Genomic DNA, 24,281 nt, shown 5'->3' with positions numbered 1-24,281 from the left:
ACTGTGCGGGACAGGAGCGGCCAGCGTGCGCGCGGTACCGTTCGCCACCAGCGCCGAAGGGCCGTGCTGCGCGCGTCCAGGGACCAATGGCGGCCGTGGGGGGACCAACGGCGCGGGCAAAACGGCACCGCCACGCCATAATGCGCGTCATGGAATCCACACCTGCCGCGCCGGATGGCGCGATGCCCGTCGACCGGCCCGAGCGCCGGGAGCGCCGTCGGGTCGCCGGCTTCTGGCTGGCCTTGTTCAGCGGCACGGCGACCGCCAACGTGCTGGTGCGTTACATGCGCGCTGCACGCGACCACGAAGCCTTCGACTGGTTTGCCGGCATCGTCGATGAGGGCAGTAGCGCGCTGGTGTCGCTGTTGCTGTTGGCCGTACTGATCCGGCTGGCGGCACGCTGGCCCCTGCATGCCGACACTTGGCGCCGGCTGCTGCCGGCCTACCTGATCGGGGCGCTGTCGTGGTGGCTGCTGCATGTGGGCGGCATGGTGGCGCTGCGCCAGCTCGCCCATAGCGTGGTGGGTGGACAGTACCGCTACGGGCCGTGGCCGACCCAATGGCTGTACGAGTTGTTCAAGGACCTGCAGACCTACGCCATCCTGGTCAGCGCGGTGCATGCGCTGGCCTGGTTCGGGCGCCGGCGGCAGGGCGAAGCGACCCTGCTTGCGGCGCCCGATGAAGGCGCGCCGGTGGAGCCGGTGGAGCGACCAGCCCACTTCCTGGTGCGCACGCTGGGCAAAGAGTTCCTGTTGGCCACGGCCGACATCGAGTACGCCCAGGCCGCCAGCAACTACGTCAACCTTCATGTGAGCGGGCACGACTACCCACTGCGCATCACCCTGGCCGCGCTGGAGTCCCGGCTGGATCCGGCGGTATTCCTGCGCTGCCACCGCAGCTGGCTGGTGAACCGGGCCTGCCTGCGCTCGATCGAGCCGCTGGACGGCGGTGAAGCGCTGCTGCACATGGCCGACGGAGCGCGAGTGCCGTGCAGCCGGCGCCAGCTGCCGCTGTTGCGGCAGGCGTTGGGTGGCGGCTGAAAACCGCGCAGGGGGCCCCGCGAGCGGACTCGCCAGCAGCAGCGGCTGCTGTGCTGGTATCATTACTGGTCATATTTCGAACACGAAACCGCCGACATGCTCGAGCTGAATCCTGTCCGCCAGCGAATCACCGATCTCACCGATCGCGTGGTCTCGCTCAGGGGGTATCTTTGACTACGACGTCAAGAAAGAACGCCTGGAAGAAGTAACCCGGGAGCTGGAAAACCCGGATATCTGGAACAAGCCGGAGTACGCCCAGAACCTGGGGCGTGAACGCTCGCTGCTTGAAAAGACCGTGGGCGGCATCGCCAGCATCCTCGATGGCCTGGTGGAATCCACCGACCTGCTGGAACTGGCCGAGAGCGAACAGGACCAGGAAACCGCCGATGCGGTGGTCGCCGACCTGGACAAGTATCTCAAGCACGTGGAGCAGCTGGAGTTCCAGCGCATGTTCTCCGGCGAGATGGACAGCTGCAACGCCTTCGTCGACATCCAGGCCGGCGCCGGTGGCACCGAAGCCCAGGACTGGGCCGAAATGATGCTGCGCATGTACCTGCGCTGGTGCGAAGCGCGCGGCTGGAAGACCGAACTGATGGAAGTGTCCGGCGGCGATGTGGCCGGCATCAAATCGGCCACCTTCCGCGTGGAAGGTGAGTTCGCCTACGGCTGGCTGAAGACCGAGATCGGCGTGCACCGCCTGGTGCGCAAGTCGCCGTTCGATTCGGACAACCGCCGGCACACCAGCTTCACCTCGGTGTTCGTGTCCCCGGAGGTCGATGACAACATTGAAATCGACATCAACCCGGCCGACCTGCGCACCGACGTGTACCGCTCCTCCGGTGCCGGTGGCCAGCACGTCAACAAGACCGAGTCGGCGGTGCGCATCACGCACATCCCGACCAATACCGTGGTTGCCTGCCAGACCGGCCGCAGCCAGCACCAGAACCGCGACACCGCGATGAAGATGCTGGCCGCCAAGCTGTACGAGCTGGAAGTGCAGAAGCGCAACACCGAGCGCGATGCCCTGGAAGCGACCAAGTCCGATATCGGCTGGGGCAGCCAGATCCGCAACTACGTGCTCGACCAGAGCCGTATCAAGGACCTGCGCACCGGCATCGAGCGTACCGACACGCAGAAGGTGCTGGACGGCGACCTGGATGAGTTCATCGAGGCCAGCCTGAAATCCGGCCTGGAAGCGGGCGCCAAACGCAGCGACGCCTGAGCCTGCGGGTCGCCTGCATGGTGACCCGCCCGGTGGCTGCAGCCGCAGCCACCCCCGGTCCGTCGTATCCTCGGCGGGCGCGAATCCCTGAAGACCCCCCCACAGACAACGACCGACCAAGCCCATGAACGAGCAGACCGCCGCGCCGCAGCCCCCCGTCGACGAAAACAGCCTGATCGCCGAGCGTCGCGCCAAACTGACCGCGCTGCGGGCCCAGGGCATCGCCTACCCGAACGATTTCCGTCGCGAAGACTTCGCCGGCAGCCTGCAGGCGGATTTCGCCGACGCCGAAAGCTGGACCGCCGAAGCCCTGGAGGCCAACGAGCGCCGGGTCAGGATGGCCGGCCGGCTGATGGCCAAGCGGGTCATGGGCAAGGCCAGCTTCGCCCAGATCCAGGACGAATCCGGCCGCATCCAGGTATTCCTGCAGGGCAACGTGCTGGGCGATGCCTACACCGCCTTCAAGGGCTGGGACGTGGGTGACATCATCGCGGTGGAAGGCGGCCTGACCCGCACCCGTACCGGCGAGCTGTCGGTGAAGGCCGAAAGCATCCGCCTGCTGACCAAGTCGCTGCGTCCGCTGCCGGACAAGTGGCATGGCCTGGCCGACGTGGAGCAGCGCTACCGCCAGCGCTATGTGGACCTGATCGTGACGCCGGAGTCGCGCGAGGTGTTCATCAAGCGCTCCCGGATCATCCGCGCCATGCGCGCCTGGCTGGACAACCGCGACTTCCTGGAAGTCGAAACGCCGATGATGCATTACATCCCCGGCGGTGCCACGGCCAAGCCGTTCACCACCCACCACAACGCGCTGGACCTGGACCTGTACCTGCGCGTGGCGCCGGAGCTCTACCTGAAGCGCCTGGTCGTGGGCGGGCTGGAGCGCGTCTACGAGATCAACCGCAACTTCCGCAACGAAGGCGTCAGCACCCGCCACAACCCCGAATTCACCATGATGGAGCTGTACGAGGCCTACGCCACGTACACCGAAGTAATGGACCTGACCGAAGGGGTCATCCGGGATGTCGCCCGCCAGGTGCTGGGCACCACCGAAGTGGAGTGGGACGGTGCCCGCATCGACCTGGCCCCGGCCTTCCGCCGCTGGCGCATGGACGAAGCAGTGCGCCACCACAACCCGGAAATCAGCCTGGCCGACTGCACCGACCGCGATGCGCTGGTCGCCCATTGCGAGCGCCTGAAGATCCGCATCAAGCCGTCCTACGGCTGGGGCAAGCTGTTGCTGGAGATCTTCGAAGCCACCGTCGAGCACACCCTGATCCAGCCGACCTTCATCACCGACCATCCGGTGGAAGTGTCGCCGTTGGCCCGGGCCAACGACGACGCGCCGGGTTACACCGACCGCTTCGAGCTGTTCATCAACGGCAAGGAACTGGCCAACGGCTTCTCCGAGCTGAATGACCCCGAAGACCAGGCGGCGCGCTTCCAGGCGCAGGTCGCCGCCAAGGACGGGGGCGACGACGAGGCGATGCATTACGACGCCGACTACATCCGCGCGCTGGAGTACGGCATGGCGCCGACCGGCGGCCTGGGCATCGGCATCGACCGCCTGGTCATGCTGCTGACCGGCAGCAGCTCGATCCGTGACGTGCTGCTGTTCCCCTACATGCGTCCGGAAGCCTGACCCGGACAGCCGGCGCTGCCTGCACGGGCGGCCCGGCGCTACCGTGCGGGCGGGCGCTGGAGTATGGTATCGGCGAGGCCGCTGAGTGGCCGGAATGACCCGATTGCCGGGGGGGAGGCGATGGGTCGCGTCCTTTACGCCTTCACAATGTGACGGCGATCAAGATCCGGGGAGCGCATGGCAGGTATCGGACAGGTGCAGGGTGCGGGCGTACAGAATGGCGGGTTATCCTCGCCGACCCTGATCCCGGGGTGGTCGAACAAGCAGGCGGAAGCAGCGTTGAATATTGTGATCGTCGACGACCAGACGTCCGCGCGGACGATGCTGCGCCATGTCATCGAAGACATCGCGCCGGAACTGAGCGTGCACGATTTCGGCGATCCGCTGGCCGCGCTCAACTGGTGCGAATCGCAGCCGGTCGACCTGCTGCTGCTGGATTACCGCATGCCGGAGATGGACGGGCTGGAGTTCGCCCGGCGTTTCCGTCGCCTGCCCAAGCACCGCGACATCCCGGTCATCCTGATCACCGTGGTCGGCGACGAGCCGATCCGGCAGGCCGCGCTGGAGGCCGGGGTGATCGATTTCCTGGTCAAGCCGATCCGTCCGCGCGAACTGCGCGCGCGCTGCTACAACCTGCTGCAGCTGCGCCAGCAATCGGAAAACGTGAAGCAGCGGGCGCTGTCGCTGGAGCAGCGGCTGCTTGCCAGCATGCACGAAGTGGAAGAGCGCGAACGCGAAACGCTGTCGCGGCTCGCACGTGCCATCGAATACCGTGATGCGGGCACCAGCGCCTACCTGGAACGCATGTCCCGCGTGGCCGGGCTGATCGCCGAGCAGCTGGGGCTTCCCGAAGAGGAGGTCAAGCTGATCGAGATGGCGGCGCCGCTGCACGACATGGGCAAGATCGCCATTCCCGATGCAGTCCTGCTGAAGCCGGGCAAGCTGACCGACGAAGAGCTGGTGATCATGCGTCGCCACCCGCGCATCGGCCATGAACTGTTGAGCGGCAGCCAGAACCGTTTCATCCAGATCGGCGCGCTGATCGCGCTGCGCCACCACGAGCGCTACGACGGCAGCGGGTATCCAGACGGCCTGGTCGGCGATGCGATCCCGCTGGAAGCGCGGATCGTGGCGGTGGCCGACGTGTTCGACGCGCTGATTTCGCCGCGTCCGTACAAAGAAGCGTGGACCTTCGACGCGACCCTGGCCTACCTGTACGCGCAGCGTGGCCGGCTGTTCGATCCGCGCGTGGTCGATGCGCTGCTGCGCGGTCGCGAGCAGCTGGCGCAGATCTGCGCCGAACACTCCACCGCGTCGGCGCGACCCGGGTTGTGAGCATGCACGCGCTGCTGCCCCGGCTGCGCAATCGCCTGGCCCAGCGCCAGGATTCCGAGCACGGGCAGCAGATCGTCCGCATCGTGCTGATCAGCCTGATCCTGGCCTATGTGCTGATGCCGGGCGTGCGCAACGACCTGCCGCATGACCAGTACGTGGGCGTGCTGGCGATCGTGCTGGGCGGACTGGGGCTGTCCCTGCTGGCCTTCGGCTGGCTGCTGTGGCGTCCGCAACGCTCCGACCCGCGGCGCATCCTGGGCATGCTGGCGGACTATGGCCTGATTGCCGCCGGCATGATCCAGATGGGCGAGCCGCTGTCGTGGGTCTACATCGTGGTGATGTGGGTCACGGTGGGCAACGGCATGCGCTTCGGCAACAACTACCTCTACCTCGCCGTTGCGATGGCGATGATCAGCTTCGGCTGTACCGCGCTGTACACCGACTACTGGGTCGACAACGCGCGGCTGGCGTTCGGGCTGTGGCTGGGCCTGGCTGCGGTGCCGCTGTACTTTTCCACGCTGCTGCGCCAGCTCACCGAAGCGATGGCCGAAGCACGCCGCGCCAGCGAGGCCAAGAGCCGCTTCCTGGCCAACATGAGCCACGAATTCCGCACGCCCTTGAACGGGCTGGCGGGCATGACCGAAGTGCTGGCCACTACCGAACTGGATGAAGAGCAGCGCGAGTGCCTCAACACCATCCAGGCCTCTTCGCGCAGCCTGCTGGCGCTGGTGGAGGAAGTCCTCGATATTTCGGCCATCGAAGCGGGCAAGCTGCGCGTGGTCGCCGAAGATTTCGCCCTGGGTGACGTGGTGCAGGCCATCGGCCTGATCCTGCTGCCGCAGGCCAAGGCCAAGCGGCTGGACTACCGCGTGCGGGTGGATGAAGCCGTGCCGCCCCGGCTGCGTGGCGATACCGGGCACCTGCGCCAGGTGCTGCTGAACCTGGCCGGCAATGCGGTGAAGTTCACCGACCACGGCAGGGTGGAGATCCGCATCGACGTGGTCAGTGCCGCGGCCGATGGCGGTGTCCGCCTGCGCTTTGAAATCATCGACACCGGTATCGGCGTGGCCGTGCCGATGCGTCCGCGGCTGTTCGAAGCGTTCGAGCAGGCCGATGTCAGCATGGCCCGGCGGCATGAAGGCACCGGCCTGGGAACCACCATCGCCAAGGGCCTGGTGGAAGCGATGGGCGGCGAGATCGGCTACCAGGAGAACCTGCCACAGGGCAGCCGCTTCTGGTTCGAAGTGCCGTTCGCCCCGCCGCTGCCGGAGCGCGTGGGGATCACCCCGGCGCTGGTCGGCAACCCGCTGGACAGCAGCAACGGCAACGTCATCGCCTTCGCCGATCCGTTCCTGCGGCACCGCGCGCGGGTGCGCAGCATGAGCATCCTGGTGGCCGACGACCACGAGGCCAACCGCATGGTGCTGCAGCGCCTGCTGCAGAAGGCCGGGCACCGCGTGCTGTGCGTCAACGGGGGCGAAGCGGTGCTGGATGCCATGGCCGAAAGTGATTTCGATGCGGCCATCGTCGACCTGCACATGCCGGGCATGAGCGGGCTGGACATGCTGAAGGAGCTGCGGGTGATGCAGGCCGGTGGCGCGCCGCGCACGCCGGTGCTGGTGCTCAGCGCCGACGTCACCCCGGACGCCATCCAGCGCTGCCAGCAGGCCGGTGCGCATACCTTCCTGGCCAAGCCGGTGGTGGCGGTGCGGCTGCTGGATACGCTGGCGGAGATCGCCTCCAACCGCGACCTCAAACCTTCCGCGCCGATCGTGCGCACCCTGACCGGCGGCACCGACGGCGTGCTGGATTCCGGCGTGCTGGATGAACTGGCTTCCCTGGGCATGGGCGACGGCTTTGAAAGAGAGTTCGTCCGCCAGTGCCTGGGCGATGCGGAGAGCTGCATGCGCAAGGCCCATGCGGAAGGCGAGGGGATGGACTGGGTGCAGTTCCGCGAGCAGGCCCACGCGATCAAGGGCGTGGCCAGCAACCTGGGACTGGTGCGGGTGTCCAACCGCGCCGGTGAGCTGATGCGGATGGCGGACTGGCAGCTCAAGGCCGAGTGGCGCCAGCGCCTGTCGGTGCTGGCGGGCGCGCTCAAGGAAGGTCGGCTGGCGCTGGCGGCGCGTGCCGCGCACCGCAACCAGCCCGGCGTGGACGAGGCCGACCCGCGCTGAAGACGGCGAGGAGGGCCCGGGCAGGGTGCGGCCGGTTGCGGAACGTGCCGGCCGGTCGCCGGCACGTGTCGGTTCAACCTGGGGGGGAGGGGGTGCTCAGGCCGCGTCAAGGCCTGCACGGCGGGTCTGGGCCTTGATCAGCCGGTCCATCGTGCGCAGCGAGCGATCGCCCAGGGCCAATGCCGAATCCACCCAGACCTTGGTGATTTCCAGCAACTCGTCATAGCTGACGGCCTGGGCCAGGTTGCGGGCGGCATTCATCGCCAGGTAGGACTGCGGGATGCGCTGGTGCTGGCGGATCAGGTCCTCCACTGCCTGGCGGCCTTCGCCCTTCCTGACCAGCACGTCGACCACGCCCATCGCATGCATTTCCTCGGCGCTGTAGATGCGTCCATCCAGGATGATCTTTTCGGCCAGCTGCGGCGCCACGCGGCGGCACAGGAACGAGTAGGCGCCCATGCCTGGGAACAGGCCGAACAGCACTTCGGGAAGGCCCATGCCGGCGCCTTCCTCGGCGACGATGGTGTGGCAGGCCAGCGCCATTTCCAGTCCGCCGCCCAGCGCATCGCCCTGGATCAGCGCGATCGAACGCACGTCACCGCCAAACCCGGTATGCAGGTGGTGCACGCCTTCCACGCAGCGCTGTGCATAGGCCAGCAGGCGGTCGCGATTGCCTTCGCGGATCAGCCGGGTGAACAGGTCCAGGTCGCCGCCCAGGTTGTAGGCGGTGGCGTCGGAAGCCAGCACGAAATGGCGCAGGCGCCCATCATGGCGACTGGCAGGCCCCCGGGTGACGGCGCTCATGTAGCTCCACATCTCATCGAGCATGTCCTTGCGGCAGCAGGGGCGGATACCGGTGGCGGCATCTGCGTGCATGAACAGCCAATGGGCGGCGCCAGCGGCGCTGTCCTCGGTGCGGATGGTGGTGTAAGGGCGGTTGACGGGCAGCTTTTCGATGGTGCTCATGGCAGGTTCCTCGGCATGGCGGGCCCGCGGGAAAATCGGTGGTCGGCGGGCCGAACGGGTCCACTCGCGGGGATGCTACACCGGCCCAGTCGCACCAAATGCAAAAGCCCGGGACGTTTACGCCCCGGGCTTTTCACTTTTCGCTCATCGTTGTGTCAACGGGGCTGGCGGAGGCCACCTGCCTTGCGGTGGGTGACGACCGTTGGTCGTCACGCTTGTGGCCTTTGCCGCTGCGCTCGCCGAGCATGGCTCGGCGCTACCCGATTGGATCAGGCCGGCGGCGCGTCGCGCAGCTCGCGGCGCAGGATCTTGCCGACGTTGGTCTTCGGCAGCTCCTTGCGGAACTCGACGATCTTCGGGTGCTTGTAGCCGGTCAGGTTGGCCCGGGCGTGCTCCTTCACCTGCTCGGCGGTGAGGCTCGGATCCTTCTTGACGATCACCACCTTGACGATCTCGCCGGACTTCTCGTCCGGCACGCCGACCGCCGCCACTTCCAGCACGCCGGGCATCATCGCGATGACGTCCTCGACCTCGTTCGGATAGACGTTGAAGCCGGACACCAGGATCATGTCCTTCTTGCGGTCGACGATGTAGCAGAAGCCCTGCGCGTCCATCTTCGCCATGTCGCCGGTGTGCAGCCAGCCGTCGGCATCGATCGCCGCGGCGGTATCTTCCGGGCGCTGCCAGTAGCCCTTCATGACCTGCGGGCCCTTGATGCACAGCTCGCCGACTTCATCCAGGCCCAGCACAGTGCCGTTGTCGTCCTTGATGCACGCATCGGTGGACGGAATCGGCAGGCCGATCGACCCGTTGTACTCGGCCAGGGTCAGCGGGTTGATGCAGGCCGCCGGCGAGGTTTCGGTCAGGCCGTAAGCCTCCACCAGGGTGACGCCGGTGGTCTTCTTCCAGCGCTCGGCGACCGCTCGCTGTACCGCCATGCCGCCGCCCAGGGTGACCTTCAACGTGGAGAAATCCACCTCATCGAAACCGGGCGTGTTGAGCAGGCCATTGAACAGCGTGTTGACGCCGGTGATGGCGGTGAAACGCACGCCCTTGAGCTCCTTTACGAAGCCCTTCATGTCGCGCGGGTTGGTGATCAGGTGGTTGCAGCCGCCGAACTTCATGAAGACCAGGCCGTTCGCGGTCAACGCGAAGATGTGGTACAGCGGCAGGGCGGTGATGATCCATTCCTTGCCCGGCTCGACGCCCGACGCGCCGATCCATGCCGACGCCTGCTGCATGTTCGCGACCAGGTTGCGGTTGGTCAGCATCGCGCCCTTGGCCACGCCGGTGGTGCCGCCGGTGTACTGCAGGAAGGCGATGTCGTCGTGGTCGATCTCGACCTTCGGCAGGTCGTGACGGCTGCCCAGCTTCAGCGCCTGGGTGAAGCGCACCGCACCCTTGAGGGTGTAGTTGGGGACCATCTTCTTGATGTACTTCAGTACGAAGTTGACGATCACGCCCTTCGCACCGAGCAGGTCGCCGAGGCCGGTGGTGATGACGTGCTTGACCTGCGTGTCGGCGATGACGGCCTGCACGGTGTCACCGAAGTTGTCCACCACCACCAGCGCGGTGACTCCGGCGTCGACCAGCTGGTGCTTCAGCTCGCGCGCGGTGTACAGCGGGTTGACGTTGACCACGGTGAGGCCGGCGCGCAGCACGCCGAAGGTGGCGATCGGGTACTGCAGGCAGTTGGGCATCATCAGGGCGACGCGGTCACCCTTCTTCAGCTGCAGTTCGCCGAGCAGGTAGGCGGCGAACTGCTCCACCAGTGCGTCGGTCTCGCCATAGGTGAGCACCTTGCCGAAGCTGGAGTAGGCGGGACGATCCCGGTACTTGGCCACCGAGGCGTCGAAGACGGAGGAGACCGAGTGGAACTCGTTGATGTCGATCTCGGCGGGCACGCCTTGCGGGTAACTCTGCAACCAGGGACGTTCCAGGCTCATCTTTCCCCCTCCAGGAAACTGTGATGTTTGGGTTGGTTCTGTAGCCAGTATCGGTCAGATCCAGCCTTGGCAGCATACCGTCCCGGATGAAAAACGCGAAGAGGCCCGCCAATGGCGGGCCTCTGCACTGATGATCGGTAGCGCCGAGCCATGCTCGGCGAGCGCAGCGGCATGCCTTTGGAGCGTGACGACCAACGGTCGTCACCCACCAAGGCAGGTCGTCACCCACCAAGCCAGGTCGTCACCCAGCAGGCCAGGTCGTCACCCACCAACGGTCGTCACCCACCAGGCCAGGGCGTCACCCACCAGGCCAGGCCATCACTACCTTATTTCCTGCGCGCCGGGGCGCCGTTGGCCTGGAAGTACGGGGCGGTGCTGCGCGGCAGCGGCGCCCGCCCGCGCAGCACGTCGGCCAGCTTCTCGGCCATCATGATGGTCGGGGCGTTGAGGTTGCCGGTGACCACCTGCGGCATGATCGAGGCGTCGATGATGCGCAGGCCTTCCATCCCGTGCACGCGGCCGTGGCCATCGACCACTGCCATCGGATCGGCGGCACTGCCCATCTTGTTCGAGCACGACGGATGGTAGGCGGTTTCGGCATGTTCGCGGACGAATGCGTCAATCTCCGCATCGGTGCGCAGCTGGCTTCCCGGTGAGATCTCGCGGCCGGTGTACGGTGACAGCGCCGGCTGGCCGAAGATCTCGCGGGTGATGCGGATACCGTCGCGGAACTCGCGCCAATCCTGCTCATGGGACATGTAATTGAACAGGATGCTCGGATGCACGCGCGGATCGGTCGAACGCACGTGGATGCGGCCCCGGCTGGGCGAGCGCATCGAACCGACGTGCATCTGGAAGCTGTGTTCCTTGATCGGGTTGGAGCCGTTGTAATTGATCGCCACCGGCAGGAAGTGGTACTGCAGGTTGGGCCAGGCGAATTCTTCGTTGCTGCGGATGAAACCGCCGCCTTCGAACTGGTTGCTGGCGCCGGTGCCGGTGCCGTTGAACAGCCACTCCGCGCCGATCGCCGGCTGGTTGTACAGCTTCAGTGCCGGGGCCAGCGAAACCGGCTTCTTGCATTCGTACTGCAGGTACATTTCCAGATGGTCCTGCAGGTTGGCGCCGACGCCGGGCAGGTCATGCAGCACCTCGATGCCGAGCCCGCGCAGCAGGTCGGCCGGGCCCACGCCGGACCGCTGCAGCACCTGCGGGGAGGCGATGGCACCGCCGCACAGCAGGACTTCGCGACGCGCACGCGCCTTCTGCGGTTCGTCGTTGCGCAGCCATGCCACGCCCACCGCACGCTTGCCGGAGAACAGGATGCGATCGGTCAGTGCATGGGTGACGATGGTCAGGTTCGGTCGCGCGCGCGCCTGGTCCAGGTAGCCGCGCGCGGTGCTTGAACGACGGCCGCGCGGGGTCACGGTGCGGTCCATCGGACCGAAGCCTTCCTGCTGGTAGCCGTTGAGGTCATCGGTGCGCGGGTAGCCGGCCTGGACGCCGGCTTCGATCATCGCCGCGAACAGTTCGTTGTTGCCGGCCTTCGGCGTGGTGACCTGCAGCGGGCCATCGCTGCCGTGGTAATCGTTGCCGCCGATGTCGCGGGTTTCGGCCTTGCGGAAGTACGGCAGGCAGTCGGCGTAGGTCCAGTCTTCCAGGCCCGGCATGCTGGCCCAGTTGTCATAGTCCATCGCGTTGCCGCGGATGTAGCACATGCCGTTGATCAGCGAGGAACCGCCCAGGCCCTTGCCGCGTCCGCAGTCCATCCGCCGGTTGTTCATATGCGGCTCGGGATCGGTTTTATACGCCCAGTTGTAGCGTTTGCCCTGCAGCGGGAAGGCCAGCGCGGCCGGCATCTGGGTGCGGAAGTCCAGGCGGTAATCCGGTCCGCCGGCCTCCAGCAGCAGCACGCTGACGTCGGCATCTTCGGTGAGGCGGGTGGCCAGCACGTTGCCGGCCGAACCGGCACCGATGATGATGTAGTCGTACTCGTTGGGGGTGCTCATGGTGTTGTCTCCTGCAGGCCGGGCAGCGCGCGGTCGCGCCAGCTGGCGGGGTAGGGTGGCCGGGCGTGGGGGGAGGGGCACGCCCGGCCGCAGCGACGGCCGCCCGGCCGCAGCGCTCGGATCAGAAAATGCTGGCGTAGTCGCCCAGTTCCACCTGCACCGACTTGATGCGGGTGTAGTGGGCCAGCGTGGAGATGCCGTTCTCGCGGCCCACGCCGGACTGCTTGTAACCGCCCACCGGCATTTCCGCCGGCGATTCGCCCCAGGTGTTGATCCAGCAGATGCCGGCTTCCAGGCGGTGGATGACGCGGTGCGCACGGGCGATGTCATTGCTGACCACGCCGGCGGCGAGGCCGAAGTGGGTATCGTTGGCGCGGGCGATGACTTCTTCCTCGTCGTCGTAGGCGAGGATGCTCATCACCGGCCCGAAGATCTCTTCGCGCACGATGGTCATGTCATCGCGGCAGTCGGAGAACACGGTCGGCAGGACGTAGGCGCCCTTGGCCAACGCACCGTCGGTGGCCCGCCCGCCGCCGACCAGCAGGCGGGCACCTTCGCGCTTGCCGGTCTCGATCAGGCGCAGCACGTTGTCCATGTGCGCAAAGCTGGTCATCGGGCCGAAGTTGGTCTGCGCATCCTGCGGATCACCGATGCGGATGCGCTTGACGCGCTCCACGACGGCCGCTTCGAACGCTGCCAGCATGGCGCGCGGCACGAACACGCGGGTGCCGTTGGTGCAGACCTGGCCGGAGCTGAAGAAGTTGGCCATCACCGCGATGTCGGCGGCGCGTTCCAGCGCGGCGTCGTCACAGATCACCAGCGGCGACTTGCCGCCCAGTTCCATGGTGACTTCCTTCAGCGAGGACGAGGCCGCCGATGCCATCACTTTCTTGCCGGTTTCCACGCCGCCGGTGAAGGAGATCTTCTCGATCACCGGATGTTCGGTCAGCCACTGGCCCACGTCGCGGCCCGGGCCCTGCACCACGTTGAACACACCGTCCGGCACGCCGGCTTCGGTGTAGATCTTCGCCAGTTCAATCACGGTCAGCGGGGTCACTTCGGACGGCTTGAACACCATCGCATTGCCAGCCGCCAGCGCCGGGGCGGACTTCCACAGCGCGATCTGCACCGGGTAGTTCCATGCGCCGATACCGGCGACCACGCCCAGCGGTTCACGGCGGGTGTAGAAGAAGCTGGATTCGCGCAGCGGCACCTGGTTGCCTTCGATGGCGGTGGCCAGGCCGGCGTAGTACTCCAGCACGTCGGCACCGGTGACGATGTCCACCGTGGTGGTTTCGCTGAGTGCCTTGCCGGTGTCCAGGGTTTCCAGTTGCGCCAGCGCGTCATTGCGTTCGCGCAGGATGTCCACCGCGCGGCGCAGGATGCGCGAACGTTCCATCGCGGTCATCGCCGCCCACACCTTCTGCCCTTCGGCGGCGCTGGCCACGGCGCGCTCGACGTCGGCCTGGCTGGCGATCTGCACTTCGGCGATCACCTCGCCGGTGGCCGGGTTGATGCTCTGGAAGGTCTGGCCGCTGGTGGCGTCGACCAGCTTGCCGTGGATATAGAGCTGCTGCAGGGGCAGGGTGGACATGGGAACTCCTGGAAGGGGAAGGGGAAGGGGAAGGGGAGAGGGGGGAGGGGGGAGCGGGCGTTCAAGCGCTTATAGCGCGTTTGCCTGTAACTGGAAGTCGATGTACGCGTAGGCGATGCGGCGTGCGTTGTCGGCGTTGAAGTCACCGCCGACCAGGCTGCCGCGCAGCCACAGGCCATCGACCATGGCGGCCAGCCCGCGGGCGGCCAGGGTGGCCTGTTCGCCAGGCAGCATGCGTTTGAACTGGTGGCACAGGTTCGAATACAGGCGCTGGTCGTTGGCGCGCTGCAGGCGGGCCAGTTCCGGCTGGTGCATGCTCGCTGCCCAGAAGGTCAGCCACACGCGCATCGCGGTGCCGTTGGTCTGGCTGTCGTCGAAATTGCCATCGACGATGGCCCGCAGCTGCGCGCGGGGATCGTCGGCACAGGTGTCGCGGAAGCGCGCCACCGCGGTCTTCAGCTCACGCAGGATCTGCCGCATGGCGGCGTTCAGCAGGCCGTCCTTGTCGCCGAAGTAGTGCGCCACGATGCCCGTGGACAGTCCGGCCTTGCGCGCGATGGTGGCCACCGTCGCGTCGGCCAGGCCGATCTCGTGGATGGTCTGGAAGGTGGCCCGGATCAGCTGTTCGCGCCGGACCGGTTCGATGCCTTTCTTGGGCATTGTCTCTCCATGCACTGCGACCGGGGGGTCCGGTGATGGGGACCACTATACTTTTTATTGATTGAACGTTCAATCAAGAAAGGCGTAGGATGCGCTCGCGTCCCCACGCCCTGGTCCCGGTCCCTTCGATCCGGCCGGACCCTGCGCCCCTCGGATCGGTGAGACAACACGATGTCTTCCAAGGCTTCCTCCGCGCCGTCGCCGCTGCGACTGAACGGTTTCGTCTTCTTCAGTTCGGCGCTGTCCATCGGCGTGCTGGGCCTGCTCACCGTGCTCAACCCGCAGGCCAGCGAGCACTGGTTGCAGGTCGCGCAGGCGCAGGTCTCCGCTGCGTTCGGCTGGTGGTACATGCTGCTGATCGTGGCCTGCCTGGGCTTCGTGCTGTGGCTGGCGTTTTCCCGCTACGGCAGCATCCGGCTCGGCCACAACGAAGAATCGCCTGCCTTCGCCTACGTGCCCTGGGTGTCGATGCTGTTTTCGGCCGGTATCGGCATCGCGTTGTTGTATTACGGCGCCTATGAGCCGCTGGACCACTTCCTGACCCCGCCGGGACAGCAGGGCGGCACGGTCGCGGCCAGTCGCGAGGCGATGGTGCTGACCTTCCTGCATTGGGGCCTGCACGGCTGGGCGTTGTACGCGCTGGTGGGTGTCGCTTTGGGCTACTTCGCCTACCGTCGCAACCTTCCGCTGGCATTGCGCTCGGCGTTGTACCCGATCTTCGGCGAACGCATCCATGGCCGGATCGGCGACATGGTGGACGGCTTCGGCATCCTGGCGACGCTGGTGTCGATGGTCACCAACCTGGGCATCGGGGCGCTGGTGGTGCAGTCCGGGTTGAGCTACCTGTTCAACGTGCCCGATACGCCGCAGACCCTGGTGATGATCGTGCTGGTGATGATGGTGGTGGCCACCATCGGCGTGGTGGCCGGGGTGGAGAAGGGCATCGCCTGGTTGTCCAACCTCAACGTTCGCCTGCTGTGCCTGCTTCTGTTGTTCGTGCTGGTGACCGGGCCGACCCTGCACCTGCTTGATGGGCTGGTGCAGAACACCGGTGATTACCTGGCCTCGTTCGTGCGCAAGAGTTTCGACGTCTACCTCAACCAGCCGGACGGCCGTGACTGGCTGGGCAGCTGGACGCTGTTCTACTGGGCCTGGTGGATCGCCTGGGCGCCGTTCGTGGGGCTTTTCGTGGCGCGCATCTCGCGCGGGCGCACCATCCGCGAGGTGATCCTGGGCGTGCTGCTGATCCCGCTGGGCTTCACCCTGGCGTGGCTGTCGATCTTCGGCAACACCGCCATCGACCTGGTGCTGAACCATGGCCAGGCGGTGCTCGGGGAGGTCGCCAAGGCCGACGCGGCGATGACCCTGTTCAAGCTGCTGGAGTACCTGCCGTGGGCCCCGTACGTGGCCGGTGCAGCGGTGGTGATCGGCTTCGTGCTGTTCCTGACCCCGGTGGATTCGGGCACGTTGATGATCGCCAACCTGTGCACGCGGCGCGTGGACGGTGGCGTGGAAGATGGCCATGACGCGCCGATCTGGCTGCGGGTGTTCTGGGCGGTGGTGATCACCGTGGTCAGCATCGGCCTGCTGCTGGCCGGCAATTTCGGGGCCATGCAGACCGCCGTGGTGCTGTGCGGCCTCCCGTTCTCGTTCACCCTGGCGTTCTACATGGTGGGCCTGCTGCGCGCCCTGCGCACCGACCCGGACGCGCCACACCGGCGCTGAAGCGGGACGACCATGGGTCCGGTGGACGACGACGGATAGCCCGGTGGGTGACGACCGTTGGTCGTCACGCTCTGGTAGCGCCGAGCCATGCTCGGCGGCTCCTGGGGTCCGGGGTCAGAGTCAGGACTCTGACCCCTTTTCAGGAAGCTGTTCGCAACGCCGCTTCCACCAGCGGCACGGCCCAGTCCGGTGTCTGCCGCAGCTGTGCCAGGTCTTCGGCGGACGGCCATTCCAGCTGTCCGCCGTCCATCTGCAACACAAGCCGTGGATCCGGCACCGCTTCGCCGGGCGCGGCCTCTGCGCTGTTGTCATACACCTGCAGCGCGGCCAGCACCGGCATCAGGCCGATCAGGTTCTGCTGCGCCAATGGCCAGCGGCGCCGGATGTCGGCTTCGTTGATCGGGTGGCCGCCGGCCTGCACGCGCGCCTTCACCCGCGCGATGTGCTGCTCCGGACTGGACAGCCCGCAGAACCACATGAGCACATCGTGCGTGCGGGTGGCCTCGTGCAGCATCGCGGTGATGGAATTGCCGCCCAGGGTGGTTTCGAAGGCATGGTTGCTGCCGTCTGCCAAGGCGGCCTGCAGGCGGCTGACGCCTTCCTGCCAGGCCTGTCCATTGGCCTCGGCCTGGCCGACGCCCAACTGGCGCACCAGCGCACGGGCGTAGGTGTCCGGATTGAACCAGTCCAGTCCCGCCTCACGCAGCAGGTGGCCACCGATGGAGCTCTTGCCGGCGCCGTTGACCCCGGCCAGCACGTACAGGAACGGACGCGTCATCAGTAGCCGGAACCGGCCTTGACCTTGCCGCCCAGGCGGGCAGGGTGACGCAGCAGGTCGCGTGCGCGCTGGCCGGCCTCGGCCTGCTGCAGCACGGCCAGGCGTTCGTCGAAGCCCTTGCGCAGTTCGGCCAGGGCGGGGGTCTGGCTGCGCAGTTCGTCCAGCGACTGTTCCAGTGCTTCGACCTTGGCCTGGAGGGCACGGTACTGGTCGGCGGAGATGATTACCGCTTGCGGTTCATTGTGGTTGGTGACCACGACCATGCGCTGTTCGCGGACTTCCTGCATGACCTTGCGCCAGTGTTCCTTCACCGAGGAGGCGGTGGTGCGGGTGAGTTCGGTGATCGGTTCGAAGGTGATCGGGGCGTGCAGCATGGCGGACTCCACAGGATGTGCCTTGGGGTCGAGATTACTCCTGTTTCGTCCTTTTTATATGAATTGTCTAAAATAAGAATTAATCATTTTTCCGGTGGCGCCTCGTTGCTGCGAGGGAGGGGGAGGGGCAAAGCAAAGCAGAGGCAGGTGCTGGAAGCACCTGCCTTTTCTATTTTTCATACGAGGCTGATGGCCCCCGGAAACCGTCCGGGCGACGGGTGGGGGGAGGGTGCGGGGGCGTTGAGCGCCATGGATGGCGCGAAACGAGGCCCGCAGGAGCGGTTTCTGCCGTCCCCCGGACCCTCCACCCACCCGTCGCCACCCCCGGAAACGAGCCCACCAGCCGCGAGGGGGCCCAGCCCGTTCGACCAGACCCGACCCCTCAGCGCCCCGCCAACTGACGCAACACGTACTGCAGCAACCCACCGTGGCGGAAGTACTCCACTTCCTTCGGCGTCAACAACATCACCGAAGCCTCGAAGGTCACCACCGTGCCATCGGCCTTCTTCGCGCTGACCGTCGCACGCTTGCTGGCGCCATCCTTCAGCCCGGTGATGTCGAACACTTCCGACCCGTCCAGGCCCAGCGACTGCGCGTTCTCACCATTGCGGAACTGCAGCGGCAGCACGCCCATGCCGACCAGGTTGGAACGATGGATGCGCTCGAAGCTTTCCGCGATGACCGCCTTGACCCCCAGCAGCAGGGTGCCCTTGGCGGCCCAGTCACGCGAAGAACCGGTGCCGTACTCCTTGCCGGCCAGCACCACCAGCGGCACGCCGTCGGCCTTGTACTTGATCGCCGCGTCATAGATCGCCAGCTTCTCCGGCTCGCCACCGCTGGCCGGGTAATACAGCGTGTTGCCGCCTTCTTCGCCGCCGAACATCAGGTTCTTGATGCGGATGTTGGCGAAGGTGCCGCGGACCATCACGTCATCGTTGCCACGACGGCTGCCGTAGCTGTTGAAGTCGGCCGGCTGCACGCCGCGTTCCTGCAGGAAGCGGCCCGCAGGCGATTCCTTCTTGATGTTGCCGGCCGGGGAGATGTGGTCGGTGGTGATCGAATCGCCAAACAGCCCCATCACCCGCGCGCCATGTACATCGTCGATGGTGCCGACCTGCATGGTCATGCCCTCGAAGTAGGGCGGGTTCTTGATGTAGGTGGACCCATCGTCCCACTCGTACAGATCGCCGTCGGGCGAGGCGATGGTGTTCCAGCGCGAATCACCCTTGAACACGTCGGCGTAGTTCTGCTTGAACATCTCCGGCCCCAGGGTCGCGGCGATCACATCGCCGATCTCCTTGTTGCTCGGCCAGATGTCACGCAGGAACACCGGCTGACCATCGCTGCCGGTGCCCAACGGTTCGGTGGTCAGGTCGATGTCGGTGGTGCCGGCGATCGCGTAGGCCACCACCAGTGGCGGGCTGGCCAGGTAGTTCATCTTTACTTCGGGGTGCACGCGGCCTTCGAAATTGCGGTTGCCCGACAACACCGAGGTCACCACCAGGTCGCCCAGCGCGATGCCCGCGCTGACTTCGGCCGGCAGCGGGCCGGAGTTGCCGATGCAGGTGGTGCAGCCATAGCCCACCACGTAGAAGCCGAGCTTCTCCAGTTCGGTCAGCACGCCGGCCTTGGACAGGTAATCGGTGACCACGCGCGAACCTGGTCCGAGCGAGGTCTTCACCCACGGCTGGCGGTTGAGTCCGCGCGCGGCCGCATTGCGGGCCAGCAGGCCGGCACCGATCATCACCGCCGGATTGGAGGTGTTGGTGCACGAGGTGATCGCTGCGATCACCACCGCGCCATCCTTCAGCCGGAACGCCTTGCCATCCAGTTCCACGTCAACCTGGCCCTTCGCCAGTTGTTCGTTGCCCACCGCGGTGCCGCCGCCTTCGTTTACGAAGGTTGAGACATCCACGTCCTTCTTGTCGCGGTTGGTGGTCAGCCCGACCAGCGCTTCACGGTAGTTGGCCTGCACGTCTTCCAGCAGCACGCGGTCCTGCGGGCGCTTCGGCCCGGCCAGCGACGGCTTGACCGTGCCCATGTCCAGTTCCAGCGTGGCGCTGTACTGGGCGTGCGCGGTATCGGCGTCGTGCCACAGGCCCTGCGCCTTCGCATAGGCTTCAACCAGCGCGATCTGCTCTTCCGGGCGGCCGGACAGGCGCAGGTAGTTCAGTGATTCGTGATCGATCGGGAAGATGCCGCAGGTCGCGCCGTACTCCGGTGCCATGTTGCCGATCGTCGCGCGGTCGGCCAGCGGCAGGTGCTGCAGGCCTTCGCCGAAGAACTCGACGAACTTGCCGACCACCCCGTGCTTGCGCAGCATCTGGGTGACGGTCAGCACCAGATCGGTCGCGGTCGCGCCTTCGGGCATCTGGCCGGTCAACTTGAAGCCGACGACCTGCGGGATCAGCATCGAAGAAGGCTGGCCCAGCATCGCCGCCTCGGCCTCGATACCGCCCACGCCCCAGCCCAGCACGCCGATGCCATTGATCATGGTGGTGTGGCTGTCGGTGCCGAACACGGTATCCGGATAGGCAACCTGGGTGCCGTCCTTGTCGACGGCCATCACCACGCGGGCCAGGTTTTCCAGGTTCACCTGGTGGACGATGCCGGTATTGGGCGGCACCACCTTGAAGTTGTCGAACGCCTTCTGGCCCCAGCGCAGGAAGCCGTAGCGTTCCTGGTTGCGCTGGAATTCGATCTTGCCGTTGAGGTCCAGCGCATCGGGCTTGCCGAACACATCCACCTGCACCGAATGGTCGATGACCAGCTCGGAGGGAATCTGCGGATTGATCTGCTCCGGGCTGCCGCCGAGCTTGACCACCGCATCGCGCATCGCCGCCAGGTCGACCACGCAGGGCACGCCGGTGAAGTCCTGCAGCACCACGCGCGCGGGCATGAAGGCAATCTCGATTTCCGGCTCGGCCTTCGGGTCCCACGTGGCGACCGCTTCGATGTGGTCCTCGCCCACGGTGACCCCGCCATCCTCATGCCGGAGCAGGTTCTCCAGCAGGATCTTCATCGAATAGGGCAGGTGGGAAATATCGAAGCGCTGGCCCAGCTTGGGCAGGCTGAAGTAATCGTAGCGCTTGCCGCCTACGTCCAGCTGGCTGCGCGTGGAGAACGAATCACTCATTGCAGATGACTCCTTTGCGAATTGGCTTGCAACGGCCGCGCACCAGGCGCGCCTGCTTGCTCAGCGTGAAATCTTACACATTCAGATGTAGCGCCGATGTCATCACGCCCCAAAAAGGGGACGGAGGGGATTAAGGCGTTTTCGGCCCCTTGAAGCCGGAAACGCCTTAATCCCCTCCGTCCCCTTTCTGAAAAGTATGTATAATTCGTACATACCGAAGAGGGCCTACCCATGGAAGCCACCGTAGCTGAACGCGGCCAGATCACCTTGCCCAAGGCGGTCCGCGATGCGCTGGGTCTGACCAAGGGCACCCAGCTGACCGTGGAGCTGGAAGGCGGCCGGATCATCCTGCGCAAGAGCGTGGACGACGCCATCTCGCGCGCCCGCGGCAAGTTCGCACTGGATGGCTTCGACTCGACCGATGCGGCTGTGAAGGCTGTCCGTGACGACCAGTAAGCCGGCCATGATCGCTGTTGATTCCCCGGTCCTGATCGAGCTGCTCAGCAACGGCCCGCAGGCCGATGCGGTGGAAGCCTGCCTGCGGCAGAGCCTGGTCGGCGGCCGCGTGGTGGTCTGCGGGGCGACCCTGGCCGAAGTCTGCGCTGCGCTGCGCGGCGGGGCCGAGGTGCTGGAAGCGCTGGAGGAAATGGGCGTGCATTTCAACGCGATGGAAGCCAAATCGGCCCTGCGCGCCGGCGAGATGCAACGCCGCCACCGCCAGCGCGGCAACGAACGCCGCAGCCTGGACGGCTTCATGGTCGGGGCCCACGCGCTGTTGCAGTGCGACGGCCTGATCACCTGGAACGACACGTTCTATCGGGATTATTTCAAGGGCCTGAAGCTGATCGTGCCGCAGGCCTGAGCCTTACCGCTTTACCGCTTCATCCAATCGTTGTATTCACCGCATTACCCGGGAGTTGTCATGTTGGAAGCCTACCGCCACCACGTCGCCGAGCGCGCTGCGCTTGGCATCCCGCCCCTGCCGCTGACCGCGCAGCAGACGGCCGATGTCATTGAACTGCTGAAGAACCCGCCTGCCGGCGAAGCCGATTTCCTGCTGGACCTGCTGACCCACCGCGTGCCGGCCGGCGTGGATGATGCCGCCAAGGTCAAGGCGTCCTACCTGGCCGCCATCGCCTTCGGCAGCGAGCAGAACCCGCTGATCAGCCGCGAGCGCGCCACCGAACTGCTGGGCACCATGCTCGGCGGTTACAACGTCGCCCCGCTGGTCCAGCTGCTGGATGACGCCAGCGTCGGCGTGATCGCCGCAGCCGCGCTGAAGAACACCCTGCTGGTGTTCGATGCCTTCCACGATGTGCAGGAAAAGGCCAAGGCCGGCAACGCCAACGCACAGTCCGTGCTGCAGAGCTGGGCCGATGCCGAATGGTTCACCAGCCGTCCGGAAGTGGCCCAGAGCATGACCCTGACCGTGTTCAAGGTGCCGGGCGAAACCAACACCGACGACCTGTCGCCGGCGCCGGACGCCACCACCCGCCCGGACATCCCGCTGCACGCGCTGGCGATGCTGAAAAACAAGCGTCCCGACGCGGCGTTCGTGCCGGAAGAAGACGGCAAGCGCGGCCCGATCCAGGAAATCCTGTCGCTGAAGGACAAGGGCCACCTGGTCGCCTACGTGGGCGACGTGGTCGGTACCGGTTCGTCGCGCAAGTCGGCCACCAACAGCGTGCTGTGGTTCACCGGCGAAGATATTCCGTTCATCCCGAACAAGCGTTTCGGTGGTGTCTGCCTGGGTTCGAAGATCGCCCCGATCTTCTACAACACCATGGAAGATGCCGGCGCGCTGCCGATCGAGCTGGACGTCACGCAGATGGAGCACGGTGATGTCATCGAGCTGCGTCCGTACGACGGCAAGGCGCTGAAGAACGGCGAAGTGATCGCCGAATTCCAGGTCAAGTCGGACGTGCTGTTCGACGAAGTGCGCGCCGGTGGCCGCATCCCGCTGATCGTCGGCCGTGGCCTGACCGCCAAGGCGCGCGAAGCGCTGGGCATGCCGGTCACCGACCTGTTCCGCCTGCCGGTGCAGCCGGCCGACACCGGCAAGGGCTTCTCGCTGGCGCAGAAGATGGTCGGCCGCGCCTGTGGCCTGCCGGAAGGCCAGGGCATGCGCCCGGGCACCTACTGCGAACCGAAGATGACCTCGGTCGGTTCGCAGGACACCACCGGTCCGATGACCCGTGACGAACTGAAGGACCTGGCCTGCCTGGGCTTCTCGGCCGACCTGGTGATGCAGTCGTTCTGCCACACCGCGGCCTACCCGAAGCCGGTCGACGTCAAGACCCACCACACCCTGCCGGAGTTCATCTCCACCCGTGGCGGCATCTCGCTGCGTCCGGGCGACGGCGTGATCCACAGCTGGCTCAACCGCATGCTGCTGCCGGACACGGTCGGCACCGGCGGTGACTCGCACACCCGTTTCCCGGTGGGCATTTCGTTCCCGGCCGGTTCGGGCCTGGTCGCCTTCGCTGCCGCCACCGGCGTGATGCCGCTGGACATGCCGGAATCGGTGCTGGTGCGCTTCAAGGGCAAGATGCAGCCGGGCGTGACCCTGCGCGACCTGGTCAACGCGATCCCGCTGTACGCGATCAAGGCCGGCCTGCTGACCGTGGCCAAGGCCGGCAAGAAGAACATCTTCTCCGGTCGCATCCTGGAAATCGAAGGCCTGCCGGACCTGAAGGTCGAACAGGCGTTCGAACTGTCCGATGCCTCGGCCGAGCGTTCCGCCGCCGGTTGCTCGGTGCACCTGGACAAGGCGCCGATCATCGAATACCTGACCAGCAACATCACCCTGCTGCAGTGGATGATTGCCGAGGGCTACCAGGATCCGCGTTCGCTGCAGCGTCGCATCGACAAGATGAAGGAATGGCTGGCTGATCCGCAGCTGCTGGCACCGGATGCCGATGCCGAGTACGCCGCGGTGATCGAGATCGACCTGGCCGACATTCACGAGCCGATCGTGGCGTGCCCGAACGATCCGGACGACGTCAAGATGCTGTCCGACGTCGCCGGTGCCAAGATCGACGAAGTGTTCATCGGTTCGTGCATGACCAACATCGGTCACTTCCGTGCGGCGGCCAAGCTGCTGGAAGGCAAGCGTGACATCCCGACCAAGCTGTGGGTGGCTCCGCCGACCAAGATGGATGCCTCCGAGCTGACCCGCGAGGGCCACTACGGCACCTTCGGCAGCGCCGGTGCACGCATGGAAATGCCGGGATGCTCGCTGTGCATGGGCAACCAGGCGCAGGTGCGCGAGGGCGCGACGGTGTTCTCGACCTCGACCCGCAACTTCCCGAACCGCCTGGGCCGCAATTCGAACGTGTACCTGGGGTCGGCGGAACTGGCGGCGATCTGCTCGCGCCTGGGCCGGATTCCGACCAAGGAAGAGTACATGGCGGACGTGGGCGTGCTGGAAGCCAGCGGTGCGGAGATCTACCGTTACATGAACTTCGATCAGATCGAGGAGTATCAGGAAGCGGGCAAGCCGGTCGCCGCCTGATTCATCTGCTTTCGTAGTGCCGACCTTGGTCGGCAGCTCGTGAGTTCCCGAACCCCTCTGGTGTGAACCAGGGGGGTTTTTGGGTTGGGGGTGGGGGGGGGGGGGGGGGGGGGGGGGGGGGGGGGGGGGCCCCCAGGGCCCCAAGCAGACGGAGGGAGGCAAGCAC

17 protein-coding genes are annotated in these 24,281 nt (G+C 66.2%); 9 read left to right on the top strand and 8 right to left on the bottom strand.

Features of this window, described 5'->3' with window-relative positions:
• The first annotated feature begins 149 nt into the window (after positions 1–149).
• The 5 genes from ABE522_RS04480 to ABE522_RS04460 all read left to right on the top strand — a co-directional run bounded on the left by ABE522_RS04480 (position 150) and on the right by ABE522_RS04460 (position 7,416).
• Complete coding sequence (locus ABE522_RS04480; protein ID WP_406846303.1) at positions 150–1,040, top strand: LytTR family DNA-binding domain-containing protein; 891 nt, start codon at positions 150–152, stop codon at positions 1,038–1,040.
• 96 nt (positions 1,041–1,136) lie between these two features.
• Positions 1,137–2,262 (top strand): peptide chain release factor 2 gene (gene prfB / locus ABE522_RS04475; protein WP_101099674.1). Its coding sequence is split into 2 segments (ribosomal slippage): positions 1,137–1,211 and positions 1,213–2,262, totalling 1,125 coding nucleotides; the frame shifts between segments, so codons are not numbered across the junction.
• A gap of 124 nt (positions 2,263–2,386) precedes the next feature.
• Positions 2,387–3,904, top strand: a complete 1,518-nt coding sequence (lysS, locus tag ABE522_RS04470; RefSeq protein ID WP_182657496.1) for a lysine--tRNA ligase — start codon at positions 2,387–2,389, stop codon at positions 3,902–3,904.
• Between the two features lie 195 nt (positions 3,905–4,099).
• Complete coding sequence (gene rpfG / locus ABE522_RS04465; RefSeq protein ID WP_346590748.1) at positions 4,100–5,239, top strand: cyclic di-GMP phosphodiesterase response regulator RpfG; 1,140 nt, start codon at positions 4,100–4,102, stop codon at positions 5,237–5,239.
• A gap of 2 nt (positions 5,240–5,241) precedes the next feature.
• Positions 5,242–7,416 (top strand): ATP-binding protein, encoded by a 2,175-nt coding sequence (locus ABE522_RS04460; RefSeq protein ID WP_346590686.1) that lies wholly within the window; start codon positions 5,242–5,244, stop codon positions 7,414–7,416.
• A gap of 96 nt (positions 7,417–7,512) precedes the next feature.
• Here the strand turns inward: ABE522_RS04460 and ABE522_RS04455 are convergent, their stop codons facing one another.
• The 5 genes from ABE522_RS04455 to betI all read right to left on the bottom strand — a co-directional run bounded on the left by ABE522_RS04455 (position 7,513) and on the right by betI (position 14,588).
• A complete protein-coding gene (locus ABE522_RS04455; protein ID WP_346590685.1) occupies positions 7,513–8,382 on the bottom strand; it encodes a crotonase/enoyl-CoA hydratase family protein in 870 nt (289 codons plus the stop codon).
• Between the two features lie 269 nt (positions 8,383–8,651).
• A complete protein-coding gene (locus ABE522_RS04450) occupies positions 8,652–10,328 on the bottom strand; it encodes a long-chain fatty acid--CoA ligase (protein ID WP_346590684.1) in 1,677 nt (558 codons plus the stop codon).
• Positions 10,329–10,654: 326 nt separating this feature from the next.
• Positions 10,655–12,334 (bottom strand): choline dehydrogenase, encoded by a 1,680-nt coding sequence (gene betA, locus ABE522_RS04445; RefSeq protein ID WP_346590683.1) that lies wholly within the window; start codon positions 12,332–12,334, stop codon positions 10,655–10,657.
• 121 nt (positions 12,335–12,455) lie between these two features.
• Entirely contained in the window at positions 12,456–13,928 is a 1,473-nt protein-coding gene (betB, locus tag ABE522_RS04440; protein WP_346590682.1) for a betaine-aldehyde dehydrogenase, read from the bottom strand.
• Positions 13,929–13,997: 69 nt separating this feature from the next.
• A complete protein-coding gene (gene betI / locus ABE522_RS04435) occupies positions 13,998–14,588 on the bottom strand; it encodes a transcriptional regulator BetI (protein WP_346590681.1) in 591 nt (196 codons plus the stop codon).
• A gap of 171 nt (positions 14,589–14,759) precedes the next feature.
• Between betI and ABE522_RS04430 the strand changes: the two genes are divergently transcribed.
• Positions 14,760–16,313: a BCCT family transporter gene (locus ABE522_RS04430; protein ID WP_346590680.1), complete on the top strand. Its 1,554-nt coding sequence runs from the start codon at positions 14,760–14,762 to the stop codon at positions 16,311–16,313.
• Between the two features lie 139 nt (positions 16,314–16,452).
• Here the strand turns inward: ABE522_RS04430 and ABE522_RS04425 are convergent, their stop codons facing one another.
• The 3 genes from ABE522_RS04425 to acnA all read right to left on the bottom strand — a co-directional run bounded on the left by ABE522_RS04425 (position 16,453) and on the right by acnA (position 20,601).
• Complete coding sequence (locus tag ABE522_RS04425; RefSeq protein ID WP_346590679.1) at positions 16,453–17,091, bottom strand: ATPase; 639 nt, start codon at positions 17,089–17,091, stop codon at positions 16,453–16,455.
• On the bottom strand, positions 17,091–17,465 hold the full coding sequence (locus ABE522_RS04420) for a type II toxin-antitoxin system Phd/YefM family antitoxin (protein WP_346590678.1): 375 nt from the start codon (positions 17,463–17,465) through the stop codon (positions 17,091–17,093). The genes ABE522_RS04425 and ABE522_RS04420 overlap by 1 nt, the downstream gene beginning before the upstream one ends.
• Positions 17,466–17,847: 382 nt before the next feature.
• Positions 17,848–20,601 (bottom strand): aconitate hydratase AcnA, encoded by a 2,754-nt coding sequence (gene acnA, locus ABE522_RS04415; RefSeq protein WP_346590677.1) that lies wholly within the window; start codon positions 20,599–20,601, stop codon positions 17,848–17,850.
• Between the two features lie 231 nt (positions 20,602–20,832).
• Here acnA and ABE522_RS04410 point away from each other — a divergent pair, with 231 nt between their 5' ends.
• The 3 genes from ABE522_RS04410 to acnB are packed head-to-tail and all read left to right on the top strand — an operon-like array spanning position 20,833 to position 24,115.
• Entirely contained in the window at positions 20,833–21,057 is a 225-nt protein-coding gene (locus tag ABE522_RS04410; protein ID WP_346590676.1) for an AbrB/MazE/SpoVT family DNA-binding domain-containing protein, read from the top strand.
• 7 nt (positions 21,058–21,064) lie between these two features.
• The gene (locus ABE522_RS04405; protein WP_346590675.1) at positions 21,065–21,463 is read left to right on the top strand and encodes a type II toxin-antitoxin system VapC family toxin; all 399 of its coding nucleotides are present in this window, start codon (positions 21,065–21,067) and stop codon (positions 21,461–21,463) included.
• Positions 21,464–21,523: 60 nt separating this feature from the next.
• On the top strand, positions 21,524–24,115 hold the full coding sequence (gene acnB / locus ABE522_RS04400) for a bifunctional aconitate hydratase 2/2-methylisocitrate dehydratase (RefSeq protein WP_346590674.1): 2,592 nt from the start codon (positions 21,524–21,526) through the stop codon (positions 24,113–24,115).
• The last annotated feature ends 166 nt before the right edge of the window (positions 24,116–24,281 follow it).

Source organism: Stenotrophomonas lacuserhaii, from assembly GCF_039674585.1.
Classification (GTDB): domain Bacteria; phylum Pseudomonadota; class Gammaproteobacteria; order Xanthomonadales; family Xanthomonadaceae; genus Stenotrophomonas; species Stenotrophomonas pennii_A.
This window is presented reverse-complemented; position numbering and strand designations above follow the sequence as displayed.